The sequence below is a fragment of the Vibrio sp. MMG023 genome, assembly GCF_021654215.1.
GTDB lineage: Bacteria > Pseudomonadota > Gammaproteobacteria > Enterobacterales > Vibrionaceae > Vibrio > Vibrio jasicida.
The window spans coordinates 53,396-77,470 of record NZ_JAKFZP010000008.1 but is presented as its reverse complement, the minus strand read 5'-3'; the positions used below and the strand labels follow the sequence as shown (position 1 = coordinate 77,470).

Annotated in this window: 23 protein-coding genes; 16 read left to right on the top strand and 7 right to left on the bottom strand. The window is 45.1% G+C overall.

Annotated features, from left to right (window positions below; translation table 11 throughout):
• Window positions 1–24: 24 nt before the first annotated feature.
• Window positions 25–333: a DUF3622 domain-containing protein gene (locus tag L1076_RS22735; RefSeq protein ID WP_038865460.1), complete on the top strand. Its 309-nt coding sequence runs from the start codon at window positions 25–27 to the stop codon at window positions 331–333.
• A gap of 88 nt (window positions 334–421) precedes the next feature.
• On the opposite strand, the gene L1076_RS22730 is transcribed toward L1076_RS22735, so the two are convergent.
• The 3 genes from L1076_RS22730 to L1076_RS22720 all read right to left on the bottom strand — a co-directional run bounded on the left by L1076_RS22730 (window position 422) and on the right by L1076_RS22720 (window position 4,452).
• Entirely contained in the window at window positions 422–844 is a 423-nt protein-coding gene (locus tag L1076_RS22730; RefSeq protein ID WP_050568398.1) for a hypothetical protein, read from the bottom strand.
• Between the two features lie 98 nt (window positions 845–942).
• A complete protein-coding gene (locus tag L1076_RS22725; RefSeq protein ID WP_343231857.1) occupies window positions 943–3,129 on the bottom strand; it encodes a TonB-dependent receptor in 2,187 nt (728 codons plus the stop codon).
• A gap of 252 nt (window positions 3,130–3,381) precedes the next feature.
• A complete protein-coding gene (locus L1076_RS22720; RefSeq protein ID WP_038865448.1) occupies window positions 3,382–4,452 on the bottom strand; it encodes a succinylglutamate desuccinylase/aspartoacylase family protein in 1,071 nt (356 codons plus the stop codon).
• A gap of 330 nt (window positions 4,453–4,782) precedes the next feature.
• Here L1076_RS22720 and L1076_RS22715 point away from each other — a divergent pair, with 330 nt between their 5' ends.
• The gene (locus L1076_RS22715; protein ID WP_038865446.1) at window positions 4,783–5,322 is read left to right on the top strand and encodes a DUF3332 domain-containing protein; all 540 of its coding nucleotides are present in this window, start codon (window positions 4,783–4,785) and stop codon (window positions 5,320–5,322) included.
• A gap of 84 nt (window positions 5,323–5,406) precedes the next feature.
• Here the strand turns inward: L1076_RS22715 and L1076_RS22710 are convergent, their stop codons facing one another.
• Window positions 5,407–6,879 (bottom strand): beta-Ala-His dipeptidase, encoded by a 1,473-nt coding sequence (locus L1076_RS22710; RefSeq protein WP_237304520.1) that lies wholly within the window; start codon window positions 6,877–6,879, stop codon window positions 5,407–5,409.
• Between the two features lie 1,035 nt (window positions 6,880–7,914).
• On the opposite strand from L1076_RS22710, the gene L1076_RS22705 reads away from it, so the two are divergent.
• The 14 genes from L1076_RS22705 to pgpA all read left to right on the top strand — a co-directional run bounded on the left by L1076_RS22705 (window position 7,915) and on the right by pgpA (window position 20,703).
• Window positions 7,915–9,204, top strand: coding sequence for an NCS2 family permease (locus tag L1076_RS22705; RefSeq protein WP_038865443.1), 1,290 nt, complete (start codon window positions 7,915–7,917; stop codon window positions 9,202–9,204).
• 304 nt (window positions 9,205–9,508) lie between these two features.
• On the top strand, window positions 9,509–9,973 hold the full coding sequence (gene tet(34) / locus L1076_RS22700) for an oxytetracycline resistance phosphoribosyltransferase domain-containing protein Tet(34) (RefSeq protein ID WP_005440202.1): 465 nt from the start codon (window positions 9,509–9,511) through the stop codon (window positions 9,971–9,973).
• A gap of 91 nt (window positions 9,974–10,064) precedes the next feature.
• Window positions 10,065–11,312: an esterase FrsA gene (gene frsA / locus L1076_RS22695; RefSeq protein WP_102388295.1), complete on the top strand. Its 1,248-nt coding sequence runs from the start codon at window positions 10,065–10,067 to the stop codon at window positions 11,310–11,312.
• 118 nt (window positions 11,313–11,430) lie between these two features.
• Window positions 11,431–11,820 carry a sigma factor-binding protein Crl gene (gene crl / locus L1076_RS22690; protein WP_038865441.1) on the top strand — a complete coding sequence of 130 codons (390 nt, stop codon included), beginning with the start codon at window positions 11,431–11,433 and terminating at the stop codon, window positions 11,818–11,820.
• Between the two features lie 122 nt (window positions 11,821–11,942).
• Complete coding sequence (proB, locus tag L1076_RS22685; protein WP_038865440.1) at window positions 11,943–13,082, top strand: glutamate 5-kinase; 1,140 nt, start codon at window positions 11,943–11,945, stop codon at window positions 13,080–13,082.
• A 17-nt stretch (window positions 13,083–13,099) separates the two neighbouring features.
• Window positions 13,100–14,350: a glutamate-5-semialdehyde dehydrogenase gene (locus tag L1076_RS22680; protein WP_045460885.1), complete on the top strand. Its 1,251-nt coding sequence runs from the start codon at window positions 13,100–13,102 to the stop codon at window positions 14,348–14,350.
• A 127-nt stretch (window positions 14,351–14,477) separates the two neighbouring features.
• Entirely contained in the window at window positions 14,478–14,927 is a 450-nt protein-coding gene (gene nrdR, locus L1076_RS22675; RefSeq protein ID WP_038865435.1) for a transcriptional regulator NrdR, read from the top strand.
• Between the two features lie 7 nt (window positions 14,928–14,934).
• Window positions 14,935–16,059: a bifunctional diaminohydroxyphosphoribosylaminopyrimidine deaminase/5-amino-6-(5-phosphoribosylamino)uracil reductase RibD gene (gene ribD / locus L1076_RS22670; RefSeq protein ID WP_237304519.1), complete on the top strand. Its 1,125-nt coding sequence runs from the start codon at window positions 14,935–14,937 to the stop codon at window positions 16,057–16,059.
• 11 nt (window positions 16,060–16,070) lie between these two features.
• The gene (locus L1076_RS22665; RefSeq protein WP_038875569.1) at window positions 16,071–16,724 is read left to right on the top strand and encodes a riboflavin synthase; all 654 of its coding nucleotides are present in this window, start codon (window positions 16,071–16,073) and stop codon (window positions 16,722–16,724) included.
• A 159-nt stretch (window positions 16,725–16,883) separates the two neighbouring features.
• Window positions 16,884–17,993 (top strand): bifunctional 3,4-dihydroxy-2-butanone-4-phosphate synthase/GTP cyclohydrolase II, encoded by a 1,110-nt coding sequence (gene ribBA / locus L1076_RS22660; protein WP_038865430.1) that lies wholly within the window; start codon window positions 16,884–16,886, stop codon window positions 17,991–17,993.
• A gap of 168 nt (window positions 17,994–18,161) precedes the next feature.
• A complete protein-coding gene (gene ribE, locus L1076_RS22655) occupies window positions 18,162–18,632 on the top strand; it encodes a 6,7-dimethyl-8-ribityllumazine synthase (protein ID WP_005440184.1) in 471 nt (156 codons plus the stop codon).
• On the top strand, window positions 18,632–19,099 hold the full coding sequence (gene nusB / locus L1076_RS22650) for a transcription antitermination factor NusB (protein ID WP_038865428.1): 468 nt from the start codon (window positions 18,632–18,634) through the stop codon (window positions 19,097–19,099). Before ribE ends, nusB begins: the two co-directional genes overlap by 1 nt.
• A 78-nt stretch (window positions 19,100–19,177) precedes the next feature.
• Complete coding sequence (thiL, locus tag L1076_RS22645; RefSeq protein ID WP_237304518.1) at window positions 19,178–20,143, top strand: thiamine-phosphate kinase; 966 nt, start codon at window positions 19,178–19,180, stop codon at window positions 20,141–20,143.
• 56 nt (window positions 20,144–20,199) lie between these two features.
• A complete protein-coding gene (gene pgpA, locus L1076_RS22640) occupies window positions 20,200–20,703 on the top strand; it encodes a phosphatidylglycerophosphatase A (RefSeq protein WP_038865424.1) in 504 nt (167 codons plus the stop codon).
• A 93-nt stretch (window positions 20,704–20,796) separates the two neighbouring features.
• On the opposite strand, the gene dxs is transcribed toward pgpA, so the two are convergent.
• Genes dxs through xseB form a run of 3 tightly spaced genes read right to left on the bottom strand, consistent with a single transcriptional unit; the run spans window position 20,797 to window position 23,832 of the window.
• Window positions 20,797–22,662, bottom strand: a complete 1,866-nt coding sequence (gene dxs, locus L1076_RS22635; protein WP_038865423.1) for a 1-deoxy-D-xylulose-5-phosphate synthase — start codon at window positions 22,660–22,662, stop codon at window positions 20,797–20,799.
• Between the two features lie 20 nt (window positions 22,663–22,682).
• Complete coding sequence (gene ispA, locus L1076_RS22630; protein WP_045400175.1) at window positions 22,683–23,567, bottom strand: (2E,6E)-farnesyl diphosphate synthase; 885 nt, start codon at window positions 23,565–23,567, stop codon at window positions 22,683–22,685.
• Between the two features lie 22 nt (window positions 23,568–23,589).
• On the bottom strand, window positions 23,590–23,832 hold the full coding sequence (gene xseB / locus L1076_RS22625) for an exodeoxyribonuclease VII small subunit (RefSeq protein ID WP_038865420.1): 243 nt from the start codon (window positions 23,830–23,832) through the stop codon (window positions 23,590–23,592).
• Window positions 23,833–24,075 lie beyond the last annotated feature (243 nt).

The following is a 24,075-nucleotide window of genomic DNA, read 5'->3' as shown; positions in this document are numbered from 1 at the left end:
TTAATCCCTTAGGAAATGAAAGAAATGGCTAAAAATCCAAAATTTGCTATCCGCGTAACTGAAAAACGTAACGGTTGGAGCGCAGAGATCACTCGTCAGGTGACTTCTCGTAAAGTAGTGGTATCAAAACGTGAAACTGGTTTTGACAGCGAAGAGAAAGCACAAGCTTGGGCTGAGCAGGAACTTGCAGGTTTTGTACAAAACCAAGTAGTTCGTAACGAGCGCAAAGCAGTACAACGTCAAGAGCGTGAAGCAGAGCAACTAGCGGCAAAAGTTCGCAAAGAAGAAGCTCGTCAAGCTCGTGAAGCAGACGTAGACACTGACGAAGAGTAATCGCAGTGTGTTTGATGGTGATTGACTACCATCGACAATGAATTTGAAAATGCCCCGAGTTAATCTCGGGGCATTTTTATTTGTGTCGTTATAAGCAGTCAGAGGAAACTGAGAATGTCATTGAACTTCCTGATGAAGCGGTATTGTACGTATGGTCTTTGCGCAGTTTTTTAGGTGTGTGAACTGGCTGCAAATCAATGTGGCGTAATCCATCTGACAAATCGGTAGCTTCACCGTAGTCATAGTCTCTTGCCTCGGTAATCTCACCTTTTGCGTAGTTACAGTGACCTGACTTCCCATTTTCTCCCCAAGTCAAAGCTTCAGGCTGAGCGTCTAGATTTAAGTTATCTGAAATGTTGGCAGCGTAATGATCCTCTACTGGTAGTGTCTTACTCTGATCCATTAAATACTGAGAGATATTCTCTTGTGAGTAGCTTGGAGCAGTGAGGAAGGCGAGGCCAATTGTGATTAACGTTCTTGTTAGTAAAAAAGTAATTTGAATCTTCTTCATTAGATATACTGTGAAAAGTGACGGTGAATAAAAAGAAAAATTCGGAGCAAGTACGTATGCTCCGAATTTGGTTCGGTTCGTAATCAGACAAAGCCTGATTAGTATTGATAAGTTAGTTGGACCTTCACTTCTCGGCCGGGAGAAGGCACGCCATTAGATAGGTAAGCTTCGTAATAACGGTCTGTTAAGTTATTCACGACCGCTCCAACACTTAACCCTTTCACCTGCTGAACTTCCCAAGTGACATAAGCATTTTGCAACGTGTATTGCTCACTTGGTGATTTCACTTTTAAGTTATCACCAGACGCGTCTGTTTTGGTTTGAGCATCGTACCAACGAACTTCCCAACCATAGCGCAGTCCCGGAAGCCATTCGTAGCCCAAACCGAGATTAATATTCAAGGGCGGGACGCCCGGGTAGTCATCATCCGAGCCGGTTGAATCCGATAAGCTACCTTTATTTTTCCCGCGAATGTAACTCGCTGAGAAATCACTATAGAAATCGTTAATACGGTATTGTGAAATCAACTCGAAGCCATAGTTCTTGAAGCCATCTAGGTTTGTGCTCCAACTTTGAATATCACCGCTGTCTTTATCTAAGTTTTCACCGGTTCGGATATCAACAGTGTCACTCACATCGTTATAGAACAATGTCAGTTCTGTTGCGAGGTTGTCGCGCTCGCTAACCAATCCTTTGGCCAAATTAATCACACTGGCTTGATAAGCATGAATACGAGAAACATCGAGATCGCGTGCCGTAGCGGTGGCTGTTGCTCGAGCATATTGCACAGAGTAAATGTTATCGACGGTTGGAGCTTTTAAGGCGTAGGCATAAGAGAAGTTCAAACGAGTATTGTTGGTCGCGTCAAAATCGATATCCAAACGTGGACTAAAGCCTTTGTGGCTTGTTTCACTGTAGTCATGGCCGGCTGCTGGGTCATTGTAATCTGGCGCCGCATTACCTTTCCCTTCGCTGGTGATGTACTCATAACGCAGAGAAGGAGTAATCGTCAGGCGGTCGGTTGCTTGATAGTGGTCAGCAATGTAGGCCGCGTATATAGACTGAGTGCCCGATGGTTCATAGTACGGAGTATACCAACCGTAGTTTTTTGCTTCTTTATCATCATAAGAAGCGTTAAATACTAAGGAGTCACGATCCGTTTTTTGATACTGAAGACCCGTAACCAGTGCATGGTCACCAATTTGCGCTTGGTTGAATACATCAATGTAATCACGTTCGTAGCTTAGCCAAGATTCATGACCATAACTGCCAACGGAAACGAACATTTTTTCAAAGGCAATATCTGGACGAACCCAATGACGGTCGTTTTCAGAACGCGCCATTTTTATGTTGAAATCAATGTACGGGCTAGTCGGCATGTAATGGTAGGAGATTGTCGTCGTATTGTCTTTGTATCCGTTGTAGACCGTGTAAGCGTATTGTGCTTTTTCTAACGAACCATATTTTTTGATGTTGTAATCCGAAATGGTTGGCATTTGGCCACGACGGTTAGCCCATGGTTTACGGCCTTCATCTTTGTATCGTGTGTGACTGATTTCAAATTCATGGTCATCATTTTCGTACCCAACTTTGACGAGCATGTTTTCTTGTTCGTAACCTGAGTAATCTAGTGTTTTACCGCCACCCACTTTAATGTCGTCGGAGTCTTTTACTGAACCATTTGCGAGGAAGTAAAAGCCAGCATCATTTTTGCCATAAAGGGAGAGGGTGTATGAGTTCTCTTCGCCATTGTTGTTATAACCCGTTGACGCACGAACGCCGAAGTTGCGATCTCCTCCAAGCAGGTCGTCAACGCTTTTGGTTTTGATTCGGATAGACCCACCAAACTTACCGTTTAGAGCGCGGTAGTCATGTGCGCCTTTGATGATCTCCGCTTCACCAATTAAGAATGGGTCAAAGAAGAAGGTGCCGTAGCGGTATTGCTGGAAACCAATTGGAGCCCCATCAACAAACACGGCGATGTCGCTAGGGTTATCGAAACCGCGAATATTAATGCGTTCCCCACCAGAACGCGCCCCGCCGTCGAGCGTTGCCCCCGGCACAGCATCAATCATTTCAGCGAAGTTAGAGTATTGTTGTTCTTCGATTTGGGTCCAATCAATGATGGTTTCAGCGGGTTCTGCGACGGTAATCGGTTTGGCATAGCGGACACCAATGACTTCGAGTTCTTCGTCGACGCTTTCTGTTGCATGGAGAGAAATTGAGTTGAGCATTGCGAGCGAGACAAGGCTTACTTTTAAGCGATGGGTCGATAATCGTTTCATATTCATTTGTTATCGTAATTTGAGAGGCGGGGATTATATGAATGCTGAAAAGATTAATAAATGATAATGAGATTAATTATCAGTAATGGGTTTTGGTTTTCCTGTAAACTTTTATACCCACGATTAGACGGTAAATTGGATTATTGTTTGGTTTTTGATCTGTTAGTTAGTGAGTGTGTCTATTTGAACGACAAAAGAAAGCCCAGACAAGGAGTCTGGGCTTGGAAGTTGGCTTTCTATACTAGTTCGCAATTATTGTTGCGTTTCTAGCGGGATTTGCCCCGTTGTTACTTGGTCAACATCAAACTCAGTCAGCTCTTCAATGTAGCTTTCTACTGTTTGCTCAACCACATCATCGTCTTGCTTGAAGTAGGCAATATGGAAAATAGCATCACCTTCATTAACCAGTGGCAGTGTTTGCTGGCCAATTACGATACCGCCTTTTGGTGCTAACAGCTCTAGCTCGTCATGACCTAAAGGCGAGCTGATGTAAGCGAGAGTCTCGCCTTCTTCTACTTTATCACCTAAGTTCACAACCGTACGTAGAATACCGTTGCCCGATGCGCGAACCCAGCTGGTGGATTTTGCGATAATAGGCTCTGGTAGCTTTTTGCGGCTCGCACGTAGCATGCCGATAGCCTGCATCACACGTTGCACACCTAGTACACCAGCACTGATCGACAATGGATCAAAGCGCAGCGCTTCACCTGCTTCATAAGTCAGTACAGGAATGTCGCACTTCTCTGCTTCACTACGTAGAGAGCCATCACGTAGAGCAGAGTCTACGATCACTGGGGTTGCAAATGCTTTTGCGATGCGCAGTGTTTCTGGGTTGCTCAAGTTAGCGCGGATCTGAGGTAGGTTCGTTCGGTGAATCGCACCCGTGTGAAGATCCAGAATATAGTCACAACGCTTAGCAATGTTGTTGAAGAACCCATGTGCCATACGAGAAGCCAACGCGCCTTTTTCACTGCCAGGGAAGCAACGGTTTAGATCGCGACGGTCTGGCAGGTAGCGAGATTTATGGATGAAGCCAAACACGTTAACGATAGGCACGGCAATCACAGTACCTTTTAGTTTTGCAGGGTCCAGTTGGTTGATCATCTGACGAACGATTTCTACGCCATTCAGCTCGTCACCATGGATTGCTGCGTTTACCATTAACACCGGACCTTCTTGTTTACCGTGGATAATTTCCACAGGGATAGAAAGAGGAGAGTGTGTGTAAAGCTGCGCCGCTTCAAATTCGGTTTCTAATCGTTGTCCTGGTTGAACTTGGTGTCCTAGTAGCTCAAACACCTTGCTTTTTTTACTTCTGGCCATAAACCATCTCTATCGAATACGTTAGCAACAATGTAACAACTGGTTCAAAATCACACTAATCATTCTTCTTAATGTCACGAACAATAATTTTTATTGAAAAGATTAAAAATTCACCAAGTGTATGGCTTGTGTAAGTACATTTGGGAAATTCTTGTGTTAATTGAGTAGCTGTACGCTGTGTTTTAAATTGTTATATTCATCACAAAAATAAGACTGTGTTAAATTTAATACTAATATTTTTTTCGAGAAAAACTGTCTTTTACCTAAGGTTTTTATCCGCTACTATCCCCGCCGAATTTTTGACCTAATACTATCTAACTAGAGGTTTTGATGAAAAAGGCGATCGCTAAAATTGGCGCACTAACTGCTGTAGCAGTTTCTCTTTCTGGCTGTGTAGGCAGCAACGCTGTAACGGGTTACGTTATGGGCTTCAACTTGAAAGCTGTTGATAACCGTTACGCTCGTGGTGGTCTAAACATGCTAATGGCGCCAGTTTACGGTGTTGCTATTGCGGCTGACTACATCGTGTTCAACTCACTAGAGTTTTGGACTGGTAAAAACCCGCTAAACGGTAAGCCACACATCTTTGACAAGAAGATGGACACTTACATCGACGTAAACCACCAGTTAGATAAATCTCTAACCACTGCACCTGTTGGTCCTCTAACGAACAACCGTGTTATCGAACAAGGTCAAATGCAACAGCTTGACGAGAACACAGTTCAAATGGATATCACTTACAACAACGGTGAGAAAGCGACGCTAATGGGTGTTCGTGAAGGTGACTTTGTGACTTACTACATTGATGGTGAAGTGGTTGCTAAGACTTCTATGGATGAGCTAGCGGCATACGCGCAAACTCGTGCATAATTTGCGAAGTGCTTTTAATAGCAAACTCGCAATAAAAAAGGGTGCTTCGGCACCCTTTTTCGTATTTGTCGTATCTGGTTAAGATTACGCTTTTTCTGGAATAGCTTCTAGAAGTGCAACCATTTGATCCCAGAACAATTGAACGGTATCAATTTTCACTTTCTCATCTGGAGAGTGAGGGAATTTGATGGTTGGGCCGAAAGAAACCATGTCCATAGTCGGGTAAGGTTCTTTAAATAGACCACACTCAAGACCTGCGTGGATAACCATGATGTTCGGCTTGTGACCGTAGATGCCTTCGTACATATCACGGAAAATTGCCATGATTTCTGAGTCTGCATCTGGTTTCCAACCTGGGTAAGCGCCAGAGAACGCGATTTGCGCGCCAGCTAGCTCTGCTACTGATTGAAGCATGCCTTCAACTTGGCTACGACCTGAATCGATCAGCGAACGAATTAGACAAAGTACGGTGACTTTATTCTCTTCTGTTGTGATAACGCCAACGTTAAGAGACGTTTCAACCACGCCTTCAACTTCATCACTCATGCGCATTACGCCGTTTGGACAAGCATTCAATGCAGCGATGAAGCGTTGTTGGTCTGCAACGGCAAACACTTGTGCATCTGTTACAACTTCTTCGTTAAAAGTGACGATATCTGTTTCAATTTTGCCAAGCTCAGTTTTTAGTAACTCAGTGTAGAAGTTGAACAGTTCTGCTAGTTTATCTTGATTTTCTGCTGGTAGAGCAACGGTAATGAAGGCTTCACGAGGGATAGCGTTACGTAGGCTACCACCACGGAACTCTACAAGACGAAGATCCAATTCTTGTGCGTGACCTGCTAGGAAACGGCCTACAAGTTTGTTCGCGTTGCCACGGCCAGTGTGGATGTCACAACCAGAGTGACCACCTTTTAGGCCTTTCAGCGTTAGCCGACGAGTCACAAAACCTGCTGGGATGGCATCACGTGTAATGTCGAATGTCATTGCGCCGTCGATACCGCCAGCACAACCCATGTACACTTCGCCTTCTTGCTCTGAGTCAGTGTTTAGAAGGATGTCGCCTTCCAACCAGCCCGCTTCAAGACCGAATGCACCTGTCATGCCAGCTTCTTCATCAATCGTTAACAGTACTTCAATAGGGCCGTGTTTGATTTCAGTAGAAGCGAGAACCGCAAGACAAGAAGCCATACCAATGCCGTTGTCCGCACCAAGCGTTGTGCCTTTTGCTGTTACCCACTCGCCATCGATGTATGGTTGGATAGGATCTTTTGTGAAGTCATGATCAGTATCTTCATTCTTTTGCGGCACCATGTCGATGTGCGCTTGAAGAACAACGCCTTTTTTGTTTTCCATGCCCGGCGTAGCTGGTTTCTTAATGAACACATTGCCAGTTGGATCGCGGCGTACGTCAAAACCCTGCTCTGTCGCCCAAGTAACAATGTACTGTGCTAGTGCTTCTTCATGTTTAGAAGGGTGAGGGATTGAACAAATCTTATCGAAAAACTGCCAAAGTGGAGCAGGTGATAAGGTACTGATTTCAGAATGGAATTCAGACACGGAGGACTCCTTTTGATGTGCTTTGCCAAATATAAACCGTAAATTTAATAAGTGTTTAGCAGTAAATGCTAATCCGGTTTCGGCTTTGAATTGTTTTCAGCATACCACCAGAAGGGCGCTACTAGTAGATGTGGATAAAAGGATTTGCCCTTGAACTGTCACAGTTTATGGACACACAGAAATACACGAATGCAACTCAATTAGTATCAATTATAAGATTGGTTATTTTTTAATTTACTAAAGTGTAATTTAATTACAGTTAATTCTTGATGAAGATCAATTTATCAATGTTTTGTGATTTCTGTCACTAAAATGCTTGTAATTAAATTTCTTGGTGGTATATTTGTAACCAGCTTCTGAGAGAAGAATGAAATGCTCAAAGGATGAGTCCGTTTGTCGCCTCCAAGGAACCGAGAAATCAACCAAATTAACAGTATTAATTGATTTAGAAGGTGATATTTATGAAAGGTTTACCAAGTGCAATGTTCTGGAACAGCAAATCTGTTTACACCGGTAACTTTGTATACCCAACAAGCTTTGGTTACTAATTGAAGCCAACGCATGTGACTCGAACAAATTTGTTCACCCCTATAAATTGGAATTTTTTTTCAGTGCATAGTGCTGACATGATTCACCGCCACTCAAATTGAGTGGCGTTTTTTTATATCTCGATCCTGAACGTTGACTGATTTCTCACCGCTAAGCACCTATTCTAGGTTTGCTTCCCCAACTTATTTCATTTGCTAACCAAATTCGTGAGTGTTTTACGCTCAAAACTCCATGTTTCTGTTTGAAAGTTTAATACATTGTTCAGTTTGCACTCGTTGTCTTGCTTGAATGCCTTAATTGTTAGTTATTGTTTATTAAGCTTTAAATTTTAATCGCGTTTGAAACGCTAGCGAATCGGTTTCATATCCAAAGAAAAAAATCGCATTAGAGTGAAAATTCTATCTGGAATTTGTTATTTGATAACTTTATAATTCGAGCCAATCGATTACGCAACCGTTTACTTTTTACCCTTTACAGGATTCGATCATGCTCGAAAGGCTATTCAAACTTAGTGAAAATGGCACCAATGTGCGCACTGAGATCATCGCAGGTGTTACTACCTTCTTAACCATGGCTTACATTATCTTCGTAAACCCAGCAATCCTTGCAGATACTGGTATGGATCGTGGTGCTGTGTTCGTTGCGACGTGTCTTGCTGCGGCTATTGGCTGTTTCATCATGGGCTTAGTAGCAAACTACCCAATCGCTCAGGCTCCAGGTATGGGCCTAAACGCGTTCTTTACCTACTCTGTTGTGTTGGGTATGGGTTATACGTGGCAAGTCGCGCTAGCAGCAGTATTTGTGTCGGGTCTACTATTTATTGTGTTGAGTGTGTTCAAGATCCGTGAGTGGATCATTAACTCAATTCCACTTTCTCTTCGTACAGGTATCTCTGCAGGTATCGGTCTGTTCCTTGCGTTCATCGCACTGAAAAATGCCGGCATCGTAGTAGATAACCCAGCAACGCTAGTTTCAATGGGTAACATCACTTCGCTACCATCTGTACTTGCGGCTATCGGCTTCTTTATGACTATCGCGCTGGTTCACCGTGGTGTGAAAGGTGCGGTTATGATCGCCATTTTGGGTGTGACAATTCTTGGTCTTATCTTTGGTGACGTTCAATGGGGCGGCATCATGTCGACACCACCAAGCATCGCACCAACCTTCATGCAGCTAGACTTTTCTGGTCTGTTCGAAGTTGGCATGATCTCGGTCGTATTTGCCTTCCTATTCGTTGACTTGTTCGACACTGCGGGCACGCTAGTTGGCGTTTCACAGAAAGCAGGTCTAACTGACGAAAACGGCAACATTCCACGTCTAAACAAAGCGCTACTTGCTGACTCAACAGCAACATCTGTAGGTGCTCTATTAGGTACATCAAACACGACGTCATACATTGAGAGTGTTTCTGGTGTAGCAGCTGGTGGCCGTACTGGTCTAACGGCTGTGGTTGTTGGCGTACTGTTCCTTCTGGCTCTGTTGTTCTCGCCACTAGCAGGTATGATTCCAGCTTACGCAACATCTGGTGCACTGTTCTATGTAGCGATCCTAATGCTTTCTGGTCTTGTTGGTATCGACTGGCGTGACCTAACAGAAGCTGCGCCAGTTGTGGTTACTTGTTTGGTAATGCCTCTGACGTTCTCTATTGCAGAAGGTATCACGCTAGGTTTCATCGCTTACGCTGCTATTAAACTGTTCAGTGGTAAAGGCCGTGAAGTATCGATGAGTGTGTGGGTGATGTCTGCTATCTTCATTGTGAAATACATGGTCGGTTAATTCCAACGATTGAAAAAAGCCAGTGCGAACTCGATTCACACTGGCTTTTTGTTTGTGGATAATTTTTAAAGTAATTCATCCACTTCTCCATTTTGTATTGTTCACCGAATACGATTTTTCTGCGTAATAGGCAGAGAATTTTGATATCAGCGTTGGTATTAACGATGTGTTTCGGTAGAATAATCGTTTGCGTAGCTTGAAACCCCCATTTCCTCTGGTGTGGAAAGTTTAGCGGGATGAGTCCATTTCAGCGCCATCAGCTAGACAGAGGGGATGCATATTTTGAAATTATTAGGTTATTACAATGAGTAAAAAATTCATTATCACTTGGGATGCGATGCAGTCTTACTGCCGTGAACTGGCTGAGAAACAAATGCCAGCTGAGCAATGGAAAGGTATTTGGGCGGTAAGCCGTGGTGGCCTAGTTCCTGGTGCAATCCTAGCGCGTGAACTGGGTATTCGTCACGTTGATACTATTTGTATCTCTAGCTACGACCACGATCACCAGCGTGATATGACAGTAGTTAAAGCACCAGAAGGTGACGGCGAAGGTTTCCTAATCGTTGAAGACCTAGTAGATAGCGGTGACACAGCACGCAAGTTACGTGAAATGTACCCGAAAGCGAAGCTTATCGCAGTATGTGCTAAGCCTGCAGGTGTTGAGCTACTAGACGATTACGTAGTAGACATCGCTCAAGACACTTGGATCGAGCAACCTTGGGATATGTCTATCCAGTTTGCTGAGCCAGTAAATCGTAAGCAAAAATAAGTTTGCACCAAGAATATTGAGAAATGCCCCTTTATAGGGGCATTTTTTTTATTATTATTACAGCAATTGCCAATAGCTTAGAGTTCTTCCTATGTCAGAAGACGTCAGTAAAAACCTCTCAGAAACCTTGTTTGTTAAGCACAAGCAGGCGAAAGAAACCTCTGCACTTACTCAATACATGCCTACCAGCCAAACAATTCTTGATGAGCGAGAAGGGCAAGATGATCGTGCGTGGTATCGACACTTAAGACGTTTGCAGTGGACTTGGCAGGGTTTATCTCCAATCGAGATGGAAAGTACACTGTCTAAAATTGCGTCGTCGAAACATTCGCGTACGGAAGATAAGTGGTTAGATACAGTGATGGGTTATCACGGCGGTAACTGGACGTTTGAGTGGATAAAGCTTGGGATGGAACACCAACGCCGTTCAACCGAATTGAAAGGTGAAGATGCGGCGGATGAGTTATTTTCCGCTTCGCTGTGTTTCAGTATTGCGGGCTACCCACATTTGAAGAACGATAACCTTGCGACTCAAGCTCAAGTGTTGGCCAATAAAGCTTACAACGAAGGCTCTGAGAAAACGCAATACACGATCAAACAGATCGAAGTGCCTTATCAAAAGCGCAAGATCATCGCGAATTTACACTTGCCACGTACGGACAGGCAATTGCCCGTTGTGATGGTGAGTGCGGGTTTGGACAGCTTGCAAACAGACATGTGGCGTTTGTTCCGCAATCATTTAGCGCCTAAAGACATCGCAATGTTGACCATCGACATGCCGTCAGTGGGTCATAGCTCCCATTGGCCATTAACGGAAGATTCTAGTTGTTTGCATCAAGCGGTATTGAATGAGCTGTACAAACTGCCTTGGGTCGATCATTACAAAGTGGGATTGATTGGTTTCCGCTTTGGTGGCAATGCTATGATCCGTCTTTCATTCGTTGAACAAGAGAAGATCAAAGCGTGTGTGGCGCTCGGTGCACCTGTACATGATTTGTTTACCTCACCGAAGAAGCTGCAGCAGATGCCGAAGATGTACCTAGATCTACTGGCGTCTCGTTTAGGTAAGAACGCCGTGGACATCAATAGCATGGCTGGGCAGATGATGGCGTGGTCGTTGAAAGTACAAGGGTTCTTAAGCAGTCGTAAAACCAAGGTACCTATTTTGGCTTTGAGTTTGGAAGGGGATCCTGTTTCCCCACACAGTGACAACCAGTTGGTAGCGCTGTTTAGTCACTATGGTCAAGCAAAGAAAATCAGTTCCAAAACAATTACAAAAGGTTATGAGCAATCCCTCGATTTGGCCATAAAGTGGTTGGAGGAGGAATTATTAAGATGACAAATCTTCTAATTTAGTTAAGAGTGATATATGTGAGCAAAAAATAAGCTCATGATAATAAAAAATAATAATCATTCTTGGATAGCTAAATATCCTTACTATGGAAACGGAGATTCTTATGTCAGAGACGACTCAAGGGCCGACTCACTTTCGCTTGATGTCTAAGTTAAAGGCGATAGGTCCTTACCTGCGCGAACCACAATCACAAGAAGGCCACTACTATTTTGACTGTCTATCTGTTTGTGTAGACGACAAAAAGTCGCCAGAAAAACGTGAATTTTGGGGATGGTGGATGGACTTGGAGTCCATCGAAGGTGGCTTTACTGCAAAATACCATATTGGTAAATACAACAAAGAAGGGGATTGGACCTCAGAGCCATTACCGAATAAGGTGACTGAAGAGGTTTACCTCACCCAGAGTACCTTTCATCAGAAGCTAGTAGATACGCTGGCTGAGCATTTCAAACTGGAAGTGGAATATCACACAGAATCGTTTGATTTCGCCTAATTTGGCTGTTTTCTTCCTCTATAAGATAAAAAGGTGCGTTTTCGCACCTTTTCTGCTTGTTAAATCCCCATTTGATTGCTAAAACATCCACTCTTTATTTGTTTTTCATTTCAGAAGACATCATGACAACGAATCAACAGAATGCAGTTATTTCACAATCACAAACCGTCGTTGTGAAACTGGGTACAAGTGTGCTGACAGGCGGCACTTTGGCATTAAACCGTGCTCACATGGTAGAGCTGGCTCGTCAATGTGCTGAACTAAAAAAACAAGGCCATTCAGTCGTAATGGTTTCGTCTGGTGCAATTGCAGCAGGCCGTGAGCATCTTGGATACCCCGCATTGCCCAACGAGATGGCGAGCAAACAATTGCTTGCTGCAGTGGGCCAAAGTCGTCTGATTCAAACATGGGAGTCTCTGTTTGGCATTTATGGCATCAAAATTGGTCAGATGTTGCTAACTCGTGCTGATTTGGATGATCGCGAGCGTTTTCTTAACGCGCGTGACACCATCAATGCTCTGGTTGCAAACGACATTATACCTATCGTGAACGAAAATGACGCGGTAGCAACGAACGAGATCAAAGTGGGCGATAACGACAATTTGTCTGCTTTGGTGGGGATTTTGTGTGGTGCAGACAAATTACTGCTGCTAACAGACCAAAAAGGTTTGTTTACCGCAGACCCTCGTAAAGATCCAAATGCCGAATTGATCAAAGAAGTGAAAACCATTGATGATACTTTGCGCAAAATTGCGGGTGGTAGCGGCACAACGCTAGGTACTGGCGGCATGGCAACCAAGCTTCAGGCGGCAGACATCGCTCGCCGTGCAGGCATTGAGGTGATCATCGCTGCGGGCAGCGCACCAAATGTTATTTTTGACTCATTGAGCTCAGAGCCACAAGGGACGCGTTTCCTTCCTTGTGAAGAAGCGCTAGAAAACCGCAAGCGCTGGATCCTAGCGGGCCCTGCTGCATCCGGTGATATCATTATTGATGATGGTGCAGTTAACGCTGTTGTCGGTAAGGGCAGTAGTCTACTTGCAAAAGGCGTGATTAAGGTAAGTGGTGATTTTGCTCGTGGTGAAGTGGCTCGCGTGACCAACGCACAAGGCAAGCTGGTGGCACGTGGTATCAGCGCCTACTCAAGCGAAGACCTAGCAAACATTGCCGGTAAACACAGTAAAGATATCATCTCTATTTTGGGGCATGATTACGGCTCAGAAGTGATTCACCGCGATGATCTTGTCGTCATCCAAGAATAGATATTGAGGGAAGCAAAGTGGATTTAACGAATATGGGTAAAGCTGCCAAAGACGCAGCTTTCGAATTGGCGACAGCGTCAACCGCACAAAAAAACCAAGCACTAGCGATCATCGCTGATGAGCTAGAAGCGAATGCGGCAACTATTTTGGCTGCAAACGCAAAAGACATCGAATTAGGTCGCGAAGCGGGTCTAACAGATGCACTACTAGACCGTCTTCTATTAAATGAAGAGCGCCTTACTGGTATCGCTAATGACGTTCGTAACGTTATCAGCCTAAACGATCCTGTAGGCAGCGAAATCGACAGCAAAGTGCTAGAAAATGGCATGTCTCTGTCCCGTCGTCGTGTACCACTGGGTGTGGTTGGTGTGATTTACGAAGCGCGTCCAAACGTAACTATCGATATTGCTGCTCTATGTCTAAAAACAGGTAATGCAAGCATCCTACGTGGTGGTAAAGAGACGTTCTTTTCCAATATGGAATTGGTAAAGGTTATCCAATCGGCTCTAGCGAAAGCGAACTTGCCGGCGGCTTCCGTTCAATATATTGAAAAGCCAGATCGTGAGTTGGTTTCTCAACTCCTTAAGCTAGACGATTACGTTGATATGATCATTCCACGTGGCGGCGCTGGCTTACACAAGATGTGTAAAGAGAACAGCACCATTCCAGTGATCATCGGTGGTTTTGGTATCAGCCATATTTTTGTTGATGAGTCAGCGGATCTAGAAAAATCGTTGAACGTTGTTGAGAATTCAAAAGTTCAACGCCCTTCAGCATGTAACTCGCTAGATACTTTGCTCGTACATGAAGATGTTGCGGCGCAATTCCTATCAATGATCGTAGAGCGCATGAGCGATAAAGTGGCCTTCGTGACAGAGCCAAAGGCAAAAGTACTGATGGCTCAAGCAACACAAATTCGTGATGCAGTGGAAGGTGACTTTGATACTGAATGGCTAAGTTACACGCTGGGTGTAAAAGTGGTTGCCGACGTAAAAGAGGCGATTGACCACATGCGTGTTCATAACGCGAGCCACTCAGATGCGATCATGACCAACAGTTTGGTTAACTCGGAATTATTCATTAATTCTGTTGGTTCTGCTGCGGTTTACGTGAATGCCTCAACTCGTTTTACTGACGGTGCTCAGTTTGGTCTTGGGGCAGAAGTGGCGGTATCTACTCAGAAACTGCATGCACGTGGTCCAATGGGTTTGGAAGAGCTCACCAGCTACAAATGGGTTGGTAAAGCAAACTACCTAGCACGCAGTTAACAGAAACCGTTTGATATTGATTGAAAAAGGGGCAGTAGTGCCCCTTTTTGTTTTCTCTAACATAGCAATTCCGCTACACTAGTCTTGCTTTTGGGACGAACCCAATCGCACGCTATTTGGAGGTGATATGCATTGTCCTTTTTGTTCTGAGAACGATACAAAAGTAATTGATTCCCGCTTAGTTGCTGACGGCCATCAAGTGCGTCGTCGTCGCCAGTGCTTAGCTTGTAGCGAACGTTTTACCACGTTTGAAACGGCTGAGTTGGTGATGCCTAAAGTGATTAAGTCTAACGGCAACCGTGAACCGTTTGATGAAGACAAAATGGTCGGTGGCATTCAACGCGCACTAGAAAAACGCCCAGTGAGTGCAGATTCTATCGAATTGGCAATCAGCATGATTAAATCGCAGCTGCGTGCAACAGGTGAACGTGAAGTGCCAAGTGAGATGATTGGTAACCTAGTTATGGGCCAATTAAAAGAGCTGGATAAAGTTGCTTATATCCGTTTTGCATCGGTTTACCGCAGCTTTGAAGATATCCGTGAATTTGGCGAAGAAATAGCTCGTCTAGAAGACTGATTGAGTCATGGAACAACAGAACACTTCTTCAGTATTTACCTCTCAAGATTTCGAAATGATGTCGCGTGCGCTGAAATTGGCGAAGCGCGGCATGTATACCACAGCGCCTAACCCCAACGTTGGTTGCGTTATTGTCCGTGACGGTGAGATTGTTGGCGAAGGCCATCATCATCGCGCGGGTGAAGCTCATGCCGAAATTCATGCAATGCGTATGGCTGGGGATAAAACCGAAGGGGCGACCGCTTATGTGACGTTGGAGCCTTGCTCTCACTACGGGCGAACACCGCCGTGTGCTGAGGGACTTATCAAAGCCAAGGTTGCACGTGTGGTTTGCGCAATGGAAGACCCAAACCCGAAAGTTGCAGGGCGTGGTTTTCAAATGCTGCGTGATGCTGGGGTAGAAGTTCACGTTGGCTTGTTGGAAAGTGATGCGATCGAGCTGAACAAAGGTTTTATCAAATTCATGCAAACTGGCATGCCTTATGTTCAGTTGAAAATGGCAGCTAGCCTCGATGGGCAAAGTGCGTTGAGTAACGGACAGAGCCAATGGATTACCTCCCCAAAAGCTCGCCAAGATGTCCAACACTATCGTGCGATGAGCGGTGGTATTCTCTCTACCAGCAAAACAGTGATTGACGACAATGCCTCATTGAACGTTCGCTGGGATGATTTGCCAAAAAACCTACAATCGCAATACCCTCAGGTTGATGTTCGTCAGCCTCCACGAGTCATACTCGATCGCCAATCTCAGCTTCGTAATGATTTAAAGCTATTCAAGACAGAAGGTGAGCGTATTATTGTCAGTCAAGATGGTGATATCGCCCCTAAACTGACCGAAAACGATCAAGTTGACTTAGCTGCGACATTGAAAGCCGTGGCAAGCGAATGTCACATCAATCACTTGTGGGTCGAAGCGGGAGCGACACTCGCGAGTTCATTAATCGAAGCTAACCTTGTAGATGAACTGATCGTTTATCTCGCGCCTAAGTTGATGGGGAGCGATGGACGAGGCTTGATCGGCGCGCTTGGTTTAACCGAGATGGCACAAGTTATCGATTTAACTATTACCGACGTTCGAATGGTGGGGGTGGATATTCGCATCACCGCAACCGTCAAACGCATTCAACGCTAGAAAGAAGCATTATGTTTACAGGAATTGTAGAAGCAGTTGGCAAACTAACTGCAATCACGCCAAAAGGCGAAGACATCACCGTGACGGTGGAAGTAGGCAAATTGGATATGGCTGACGTTAAGCTAGGCGACAGCATTGCGACTAACGGCGTATGTTTAACGGTCGTCGATTTCGGTAGCAACTATTACAGTGCTGATTTGTCACTGGAAACGCTGAACAAAACTGGTTTTGCTGCTTATCAAGTGGGCGACAAAGTGAACCTAGAAAAAGCTATGTTGCCGACCACTCGTTTTGGCGGTCATATCGTTTCAGGTCATGTTGATGGCGTCGGTGTGATTGTTGAGCGTAATCAAGTTGGCCGTGCGATTGAGTTCTGGGTTGAGATGCCAGCGGAAATCTGTAAGTACGTGGCAGAAAAAGGCTCTATCACAGTGGATGGCATTAGTCTGACCGTCAATGATCTACGTAAGAATGGATTTAAATTAACGATTGTTCCTCACACCAGTGAAGAGACAACCATCGATCAGTTCCAAGTTGGCCGTAAAGTGAACCTAGAAGTAGACGTGTTAGCTCGCTATATGGAGCGCTTGCTACAAGGCCAAAAAGAAGAGCCGCAAGAATCACGTATTACAATGGACTTCTTGCAGCAAAATGGTTTTGCGTAAGCGAAACCGACCACAATCACAGAACGTTATCAGGTTAATTGACTTAATAAAGGTTAGCTTCAAACTGCTTTGCTGACTAAAGCCAGTAGACGTAACTCAACGAAACGTTAAACGCATTGCTGCTGCAATAATAAATTTTTGAATAACGGGAAACAGAATATGCCTATCAGCACGCCTCAAGAGATTATTGATGATATTCGCGCAGGCAAAATGGTCATCCTAATGGATGATGAAGACCGCGAGAATGAAGGTGATTTGATCATGGCTGCCGAGCACATTACGCCGGAAGCTATCAACTTTATGGCTACGCATGGCCGTGGCTTAATCTGTCTAACCATGACAAAAACTCGTTGTGAGAGCCTTGGCTTGCCACCAATGGTGCAAGACAACAACGCGCAATACACCACCAACTTTACGGTTTCTATTGAAGCCGCTGAAGGTGTTACCACTGGTATTTCTGCAGCTGACCGTGCTCGCACTGTACAAGCGGCAGTTGCGCCAAGTGCAAAAGCGGCGGACTTAGTGCAACCGGGCCATATCTTCCCTCTAGCAGCACAAGACGGTGGTGTTCTAACTCGCGCTGGTCATACAGAAGCCGGCTGTGATTTGGCTCGTCTTGCAGGTCTAGAGCCTGCATCGGTTATTGTTGAGATCCTAAACGACGATGGCACGATGGCGCGTCGCCCGGACCTTGAAGTGTTTGCTGAAAAACACGATTTAAAGCTAGGTACCATTGCAGACCTTATCGAATACCGCAACAACACGGAAACAACGATTGAACGCGTTGCTGAGTGTGCACTGCCAACGGAATTTGGTGAGTTCACTTTGGTGACTTACAAAGACACGATTGATAACCAAGTACATTACGCGATGTGTAAAGGTGACTTAACTGCGAATGCACCGTTAGTTCGCGTTCACTTACAAGACGTATTTACCGATGTGCTTCGCAGTGATCGTAACGCAGAACGAAGTTGGACGCTGGATAAAGCGATGAAGCGAATCGGTGAAGAAGGGGGTGTTCTGGTTGTACTTGGTCATGAAGACTCGACCGATCTGCTTATTCATCGTGTAAAAATGTTTGAATCGCAAGACAAAGGCGAGGCACCTACTCTTGCTAAGAAGCAGGGTACATCACGTCGTGTAGGTGTTGGTTCTCAGATTTTGGCGGATCTTGGCGTGCACGATATGCGTCTGCTTTCTTCAACCAACAAAAAGTACCATGCCTTGGGTGGCTTTGGCTTGAATGTTGTTGAATACATCTGCGAATAACAACTGAACGATTCCCCCTAGCCAAGTTTCGGCTTATTCTGCTGACGGCTGGGGCTTGGTGACTCGTCTCTAATTTCCATTAGATATTGCTCACAAATTTGTGATAGAATCCGGCGATTCTCACTTGATGAACAATTTTCACTTAAAAATAGAGTTAAAGGAAGGCTTATGAAAGTGATCGAGGGTGGCTTCCCAGCGCCAAATGCAAAAATTGCTATCGTTATTTCTCGTTTTAACAGTTTTATTAACGAAAGCCTACTTTCTGGTGCGATCGATACACTAAAGCGTCACGGACAAGTAAGCGAAGACAACATCACTGTTGTTCGTTGTCCTGGTGCTGTAGAACTGCCTTTAGTTGCTCAACGAGTTGCTAAAACTGGTAAGTACGATGCTATCGTATCTCTAGGTACAGTAATTCGTGGTGGTACACCACACTTTGACTATGTTTGTAGTGAATGTAACAAGGGTCTTGCACAAGTTTCTCTGGAATACAGCCTTCCAGTAGCGTTTGGCGTACTGACTGTTGATACTATCGATCAAGCGATTGAACGCGCAGGAACCAAGGCTGGTAATAAAGGTGCAGAGGCTGCACTAAGCGCACTTGAAATGATTAACGTATTATCTGAAATTGATTCCTAATGGGGGCCAGTGTGAAACCAGCCGCACGTCGTAACGCACGTCAATTCGCTCTACAGGCGATCTACTCATGGCAAATTACTAAAGACAATGTTGCCACGATTGAAGAACAGTTTTTGTCTGGTGACAAATACGATGAAGAAGAACTTCATGCATCTGAGCCAGCACTTGCTGCTCCAGAAACTGACGTAGCTTACTTCCGTGAACTACTAAGCGGTGTTGTACTTAGCCACTCAGAGCTAGATTGCAAAATCCGTCCATACGTGTCTCGTCCAATGCAGGATCTAGACATGATGGAACTTGCTCTTCTTCGCCTTGCTATGTACGAGATGACTCGTCGCGAAGATGTTCCTTACAAAGTGGTAATCAATGAAGCGATTGAACTTGCAAAAGTATTCGCGGCAGAAGACAGCCACAAATTTGTGAATGGTGTGCTAGATAAAGCGGCGCCACACGTACGTAAGAAATAACGATTTCTTTATTAAAAAGGTCAGCACATGCTGACCTTTTTTGTATCAAAAGCTTTTACATCAAAAAGAAAGTGAATTATGTCTGGTGAATTTAATCTTATCGACAAATACTTTGTTGGACGCCAAAGCCAGCGCAAAGACGTCCATCTAGCAGCGGGGGACGACTGTGCGTTAGTGAAAGCACCTGCGAATGTACAAATTGCTATTAGTACCGATACGCTGGTGGCAGGCACGCACTTTCTTTCTAATGCTAACCCTGCGTGGGTGGCGCACAAAGCATTAGCGTCAAACATCAGTGATTTAGCTGCAATGGGTGCAACACCTGCTTGGGTAAGCTTTGCGTTAACTATGCCAGACCCAGATGAAGCATGGCTTGCCCCTTTTTGTGATGCGTTTTTTGAGTTAGCTGATTACTTTGGTATTCAGCTTATTGGGGGCGATACGACCAAAGGTCCACTAAGCCTGACGCTTACGGTGCAAGGCTTTGTACCTGAGGGCAAAGCTTTGACTCGCTCTGGAGCAAAAGTCGGTGACTGGGTGTATGTGACAGGTAACCTTGGTGATGCCAAAGCTGGTCTGGATGTCGTTCTTGATAACACATTACGTACTCGAATAGCTGCCCCAGAGTTAGAGAAAGCACATTATCTCAGTACGCCACGCGTGTTGGCTGGGCAAGCATTAGTCGGGTTAGCGTCATCAGCAATTGATATTTCTGATGGCTTGATTTCTGATATCAAACATATTCTTAAGCGTTCTGATGTTGGAGTCAGTTTAGATGTGTCCCAACTGCCGATATCTCCAGAATTGGTTCAATTTTTAGATGATAAGGTAAGCGCACAGCAGTATGCTTTATCCAGTGGTGAAGAGTACGAATTGTGCTTTACTGTGCCTGAGCAGAACAACGGTTCATTGCAAAGTGCGTTGTCGCACGCTGGGTGTAAGTTTACGTGCATTGGCCAAATTCGACCAAAAGGTACCTTCGAGCTGCACGACAACAATCAACCTCTTGATTGGGAACTCAGTGGCTTTGACCACTTTAGATAATCTGAGCTAGGCTCTAGCCTAAGATTGAAACCAACTAGCAGTATAGGTTTAAGGAAATGACCAATCCCCTCTCTCTGATTTCATTAAAGAATCCGTGGCATCTTTTGGCAACGGGTTTTGGTAGCGGCTTATCACCAGTGGTTCCAGGAACTATGGGGACGTTGGCAGCTGTGCCGTTATTCTTGTTACTGGCGCAGTTACCCTTCCCACTGTATGTCGTATTAGTACTCATCTCTTGTGTTATTGGTATTAAGATCTGCCAAGTGACATCAGATGACATGGGGGTTCATGACCATGGCTCAATCGTGTGGGATGAGTTTGCAGGCTTTTGGATCACCATGAGCTTAGTACCAGCACTAAATATCCCAGTCACGGAATGGAAGTGGTTGCTGACTGGTTTTATTTTGTTCCGCTTCTTTGACATGGTAAAACCATGGCCAATTGGCTGGTTGGATAAACGTGTTCACGGTGGTTTGGGTATCATGATTGATGATATCGTGGCCGGTATCATGGCGGGTATCGCACTGTTCTTAGTGGCGAAATACGCAGGTTGGATGTAGTCATACCGCTTTAACAATCGACAGATAAACAAAAGGGATGCCATCATGGCATCCCTTTTTGGTGTTTACTTTTTAGCGCTTGTTTGCGTTAACTTACTTCGCGAGATACTCGTTGATCGACTTCTCAATGCCCTTCGCGTCTAAGCCAAGCTCTTCATGAAGCTCGTCTTGTGTGCCTTGAGGAATAAAGCGATCAGGCAAGCCAAGGTTGAGTACAGGCTTAATGATCTTATCTTGCATCATAAACTCAATCACACCCGCACCCGCACCGCCAGCAATTGCGTTTTCTTCTAGCGTGACTAATACATCGTGCTCAGACGCTAACTGGCGAATCAATTCTTCATCAAGTGGTTTCACGAAGCGCATGTCTGCGACGGTTGCATCCAGATTTTCAGCCGCTTCTAGCGCGTTACCTAAGAAGGTACCGAAGTTTAGAATCGCGACTTTTTCGCCTTTACGAAGCACACGGCCTTTACCAATCTCAAGTGCAGTAAATTCTGGCTCGATTTCTGTGCCCATGCCGCTGCCGCGAGGGTAGCGAACTGCACTTGGTCCAGTGTGTTTATGACCGGTGTACAGCATTTGACGACATTCGTTTTCATCACTTGGTGCCATGATCACCATGTTTGGGATACAACGCATGAAGCTAAGGTCGAACGCGCCTTGGTGAGTTTGACCATCTGCGCCAACCAGACCTGCACGGTCGATAGCGAACATGACAGGTAAATCCATGATCGCCACGTCGTGGATTAACTGATCGTAGCCACGCTGCAAGAAGGTTGAGTAGATAGCGACGATCGGGTGATCGCCGGCAATCGCCATGCCTGTTGCTAGCGTCACAGCATGCTGCTCTGCAATTGCAACATCAAAGTACTGTTCTGGGTACTCTTTCGAGAAACGAACCATGCCAGAGCCTTCACGCATCGCTGGCGTAATCGCCATTAGCTTAGGATCTTGCGCGGCCATATCACATAGGAAGTCACCAAAGATCTTAGAGAAGGTCGGTTTACCGCCACTGCTCTTCGGCAAACTGTTATGTGATGGGTCGAACTTTGGAACACCATGGTAGCCGATAGGATCTTTTTCTGCTGGTTCATAACCTTTGCCTTTCTTGGTCATGATGTGCAGGAATTGAGGACCTTTTAGCTCACGCATGTTTTTCAGCGTTTTGACTAACTCGTTAACATCGTGACCGTCGATAGGGCCGATGTAGTTAAAACCGAGCTCTTCGAATAATGTGCCAGGAACAACCATGCCTTTAAGGTGCTCTTCTGTACGACGAACCAACTCTTTAATTGGAGGAACGCCAGACAGCACTTTCTTCCCGCCTTCACGGATAGAGGTGTATAAGCTACCAGAAAGGACTTTAGCAAGGTGGTTGTTCAATGCGCCAACGTTTTCTGAAATCGACATCTCGTTGTCGTTTAGAATCACTAGCATATCAGGATGAACGTCACCAGCATGGTTCATGGCCTCGAATGCCATACCTGCTGTGATTGCACCATCACCAATAACACTTACCACCTTTCGACCTTCATCTTCTTTTTGTGCACTGATTGCCATACCGAGCGCTGCACTGATAGAAGTCGATGAGTGGCCAACAGATAGCGTGTCGTATTCGCTCTCTTCACGCCATGGGAATGGGTGAAGGCCGCCTTTTTGGCGGATGGTTGGCATTTGGTCACGACGGCCAGTAAGAATTTTGTGTGGATAAGCCTGATGACCCACGTCCCAGATCAATTGATCCACTGGGGTGTTGTAAACATAATGCAGAGCAACGGTTAGCTCTACTGTGCCTAAGCCAGACGCTAAATGTCCGCTAGACTGACTCACTGAATTTAGCAGATACGTGCGTAATTCATCGCACAAAGTTGGCAATGTTTCTTTCGGAAGAAGACGCAACTCTTCCGGTGTATTTGCTAACGCCAGTGTTGGGTACTTTGAAATATCAAGAGTCATATAAATGCGCGCTTATAGTGTTAGTTCTTGCGCTCGATGACATATCGGGCGAACTCTTCGAGTAACTGAGTATTGTATGGGATTGCCTCCAATGCTTGAAGTGCTTCTTGCAGCAGAGTGTGAGCTTTCTCCATAGCTCCCTCTAACCCCAGTAAAGATGGGTAAGTGCTCTTGTTTAGCTCTTGGTCTGAACCTTGAGGCTTACCCAATGTTTCTGTATCACTAATTATATCAAGAATATCGTCTTGAACCTGAAACGCCAGACCGATCGCTTTAGAGTAGCGCTCAAGGTGAGGCATAACCTCTAGGCCCTTATCGCCAGCGGCAAGTGCGCCTAGTTTTACGGCACAGTTAATCAGTGCACCAGTCTTATTGCGATGAATTTCTTCCAATTCTGCGAGAGACACTCGACGATTTTCTGCACCTAAGTCCAATGCTTGACCAACGCACATGCCATTCGCACCAGAACTTTGTGCAAGGGCTTGCACCATCTTTATACGGTGGCTTTCTGCGTTCGGATTCAGTTCGCCTTCTGCAAGGATCGTAAATGCGAGGGTTTGCAGTGCGTCACCGGTCAGAATGGCTGTCGCTTCATCAAATTTGATGTGGCAAGTCGGTTGTCCACGGCGCAGGTCGTCGTCATCCATAGCAGGTAGATCATCATGGATAAGAGAGTAGGCATGGATACACTCAATCGCAGAAGCCGGTGTATCTAGGTCTTCAGGTTCACAACCCAGCATTTGACCAGTGATGTAAACAAGGAAGGGACGAACACGTTTACCGCCGAGGAGTAGGCCGTATTTCATGGCTTGAATCAACGGCTGTTCTTGATGAGGTAATTGCTCAAGCCATTGATTTAACTGTTGGTTATTTCTTTGTTGATAAGACGTCAATGTCTCTTGCATCACATTGCTCACTACTGATTTATTATTCTGACTCAGGGTTGAAGTCACTCAGTGGTGCTTCATCATCTTCGCTTAGAAGAATGCTAACGCGATGTTCGGCGTCGCTCAGTTTCGTTTGACCAGCACGAGCGAGTGCAATGCCACGTTCAAATTTACGTAGAGCATCATCTAGAGCAAGGTCACCGTTCTCTAGTTGATCAACCAAGCTGTCTAGCTCATCGATGGTTGCTTCAAAGGTCATGTTTTCTGGTTTCTTAACCGCCATCTTTTATCTGCCTTAATCAAGCCTCTAATAGAATGCACGCAAGTTACCTTAGCCTAGTAACTTGGTCAAATTTAACCTTATATAATTGTCACAAATTTAGCGTTCAACGGGTCTGATGAGACGAAGACCATTAATAAGTTAAGGTATTAACGATCTTTTTGTGATGTATTAACCAAGATTTTTCTAAAAATTCTGCTCTAGTTGTCGATACAAGTAATAATTCGCCTGACTGGGCAATGTTTG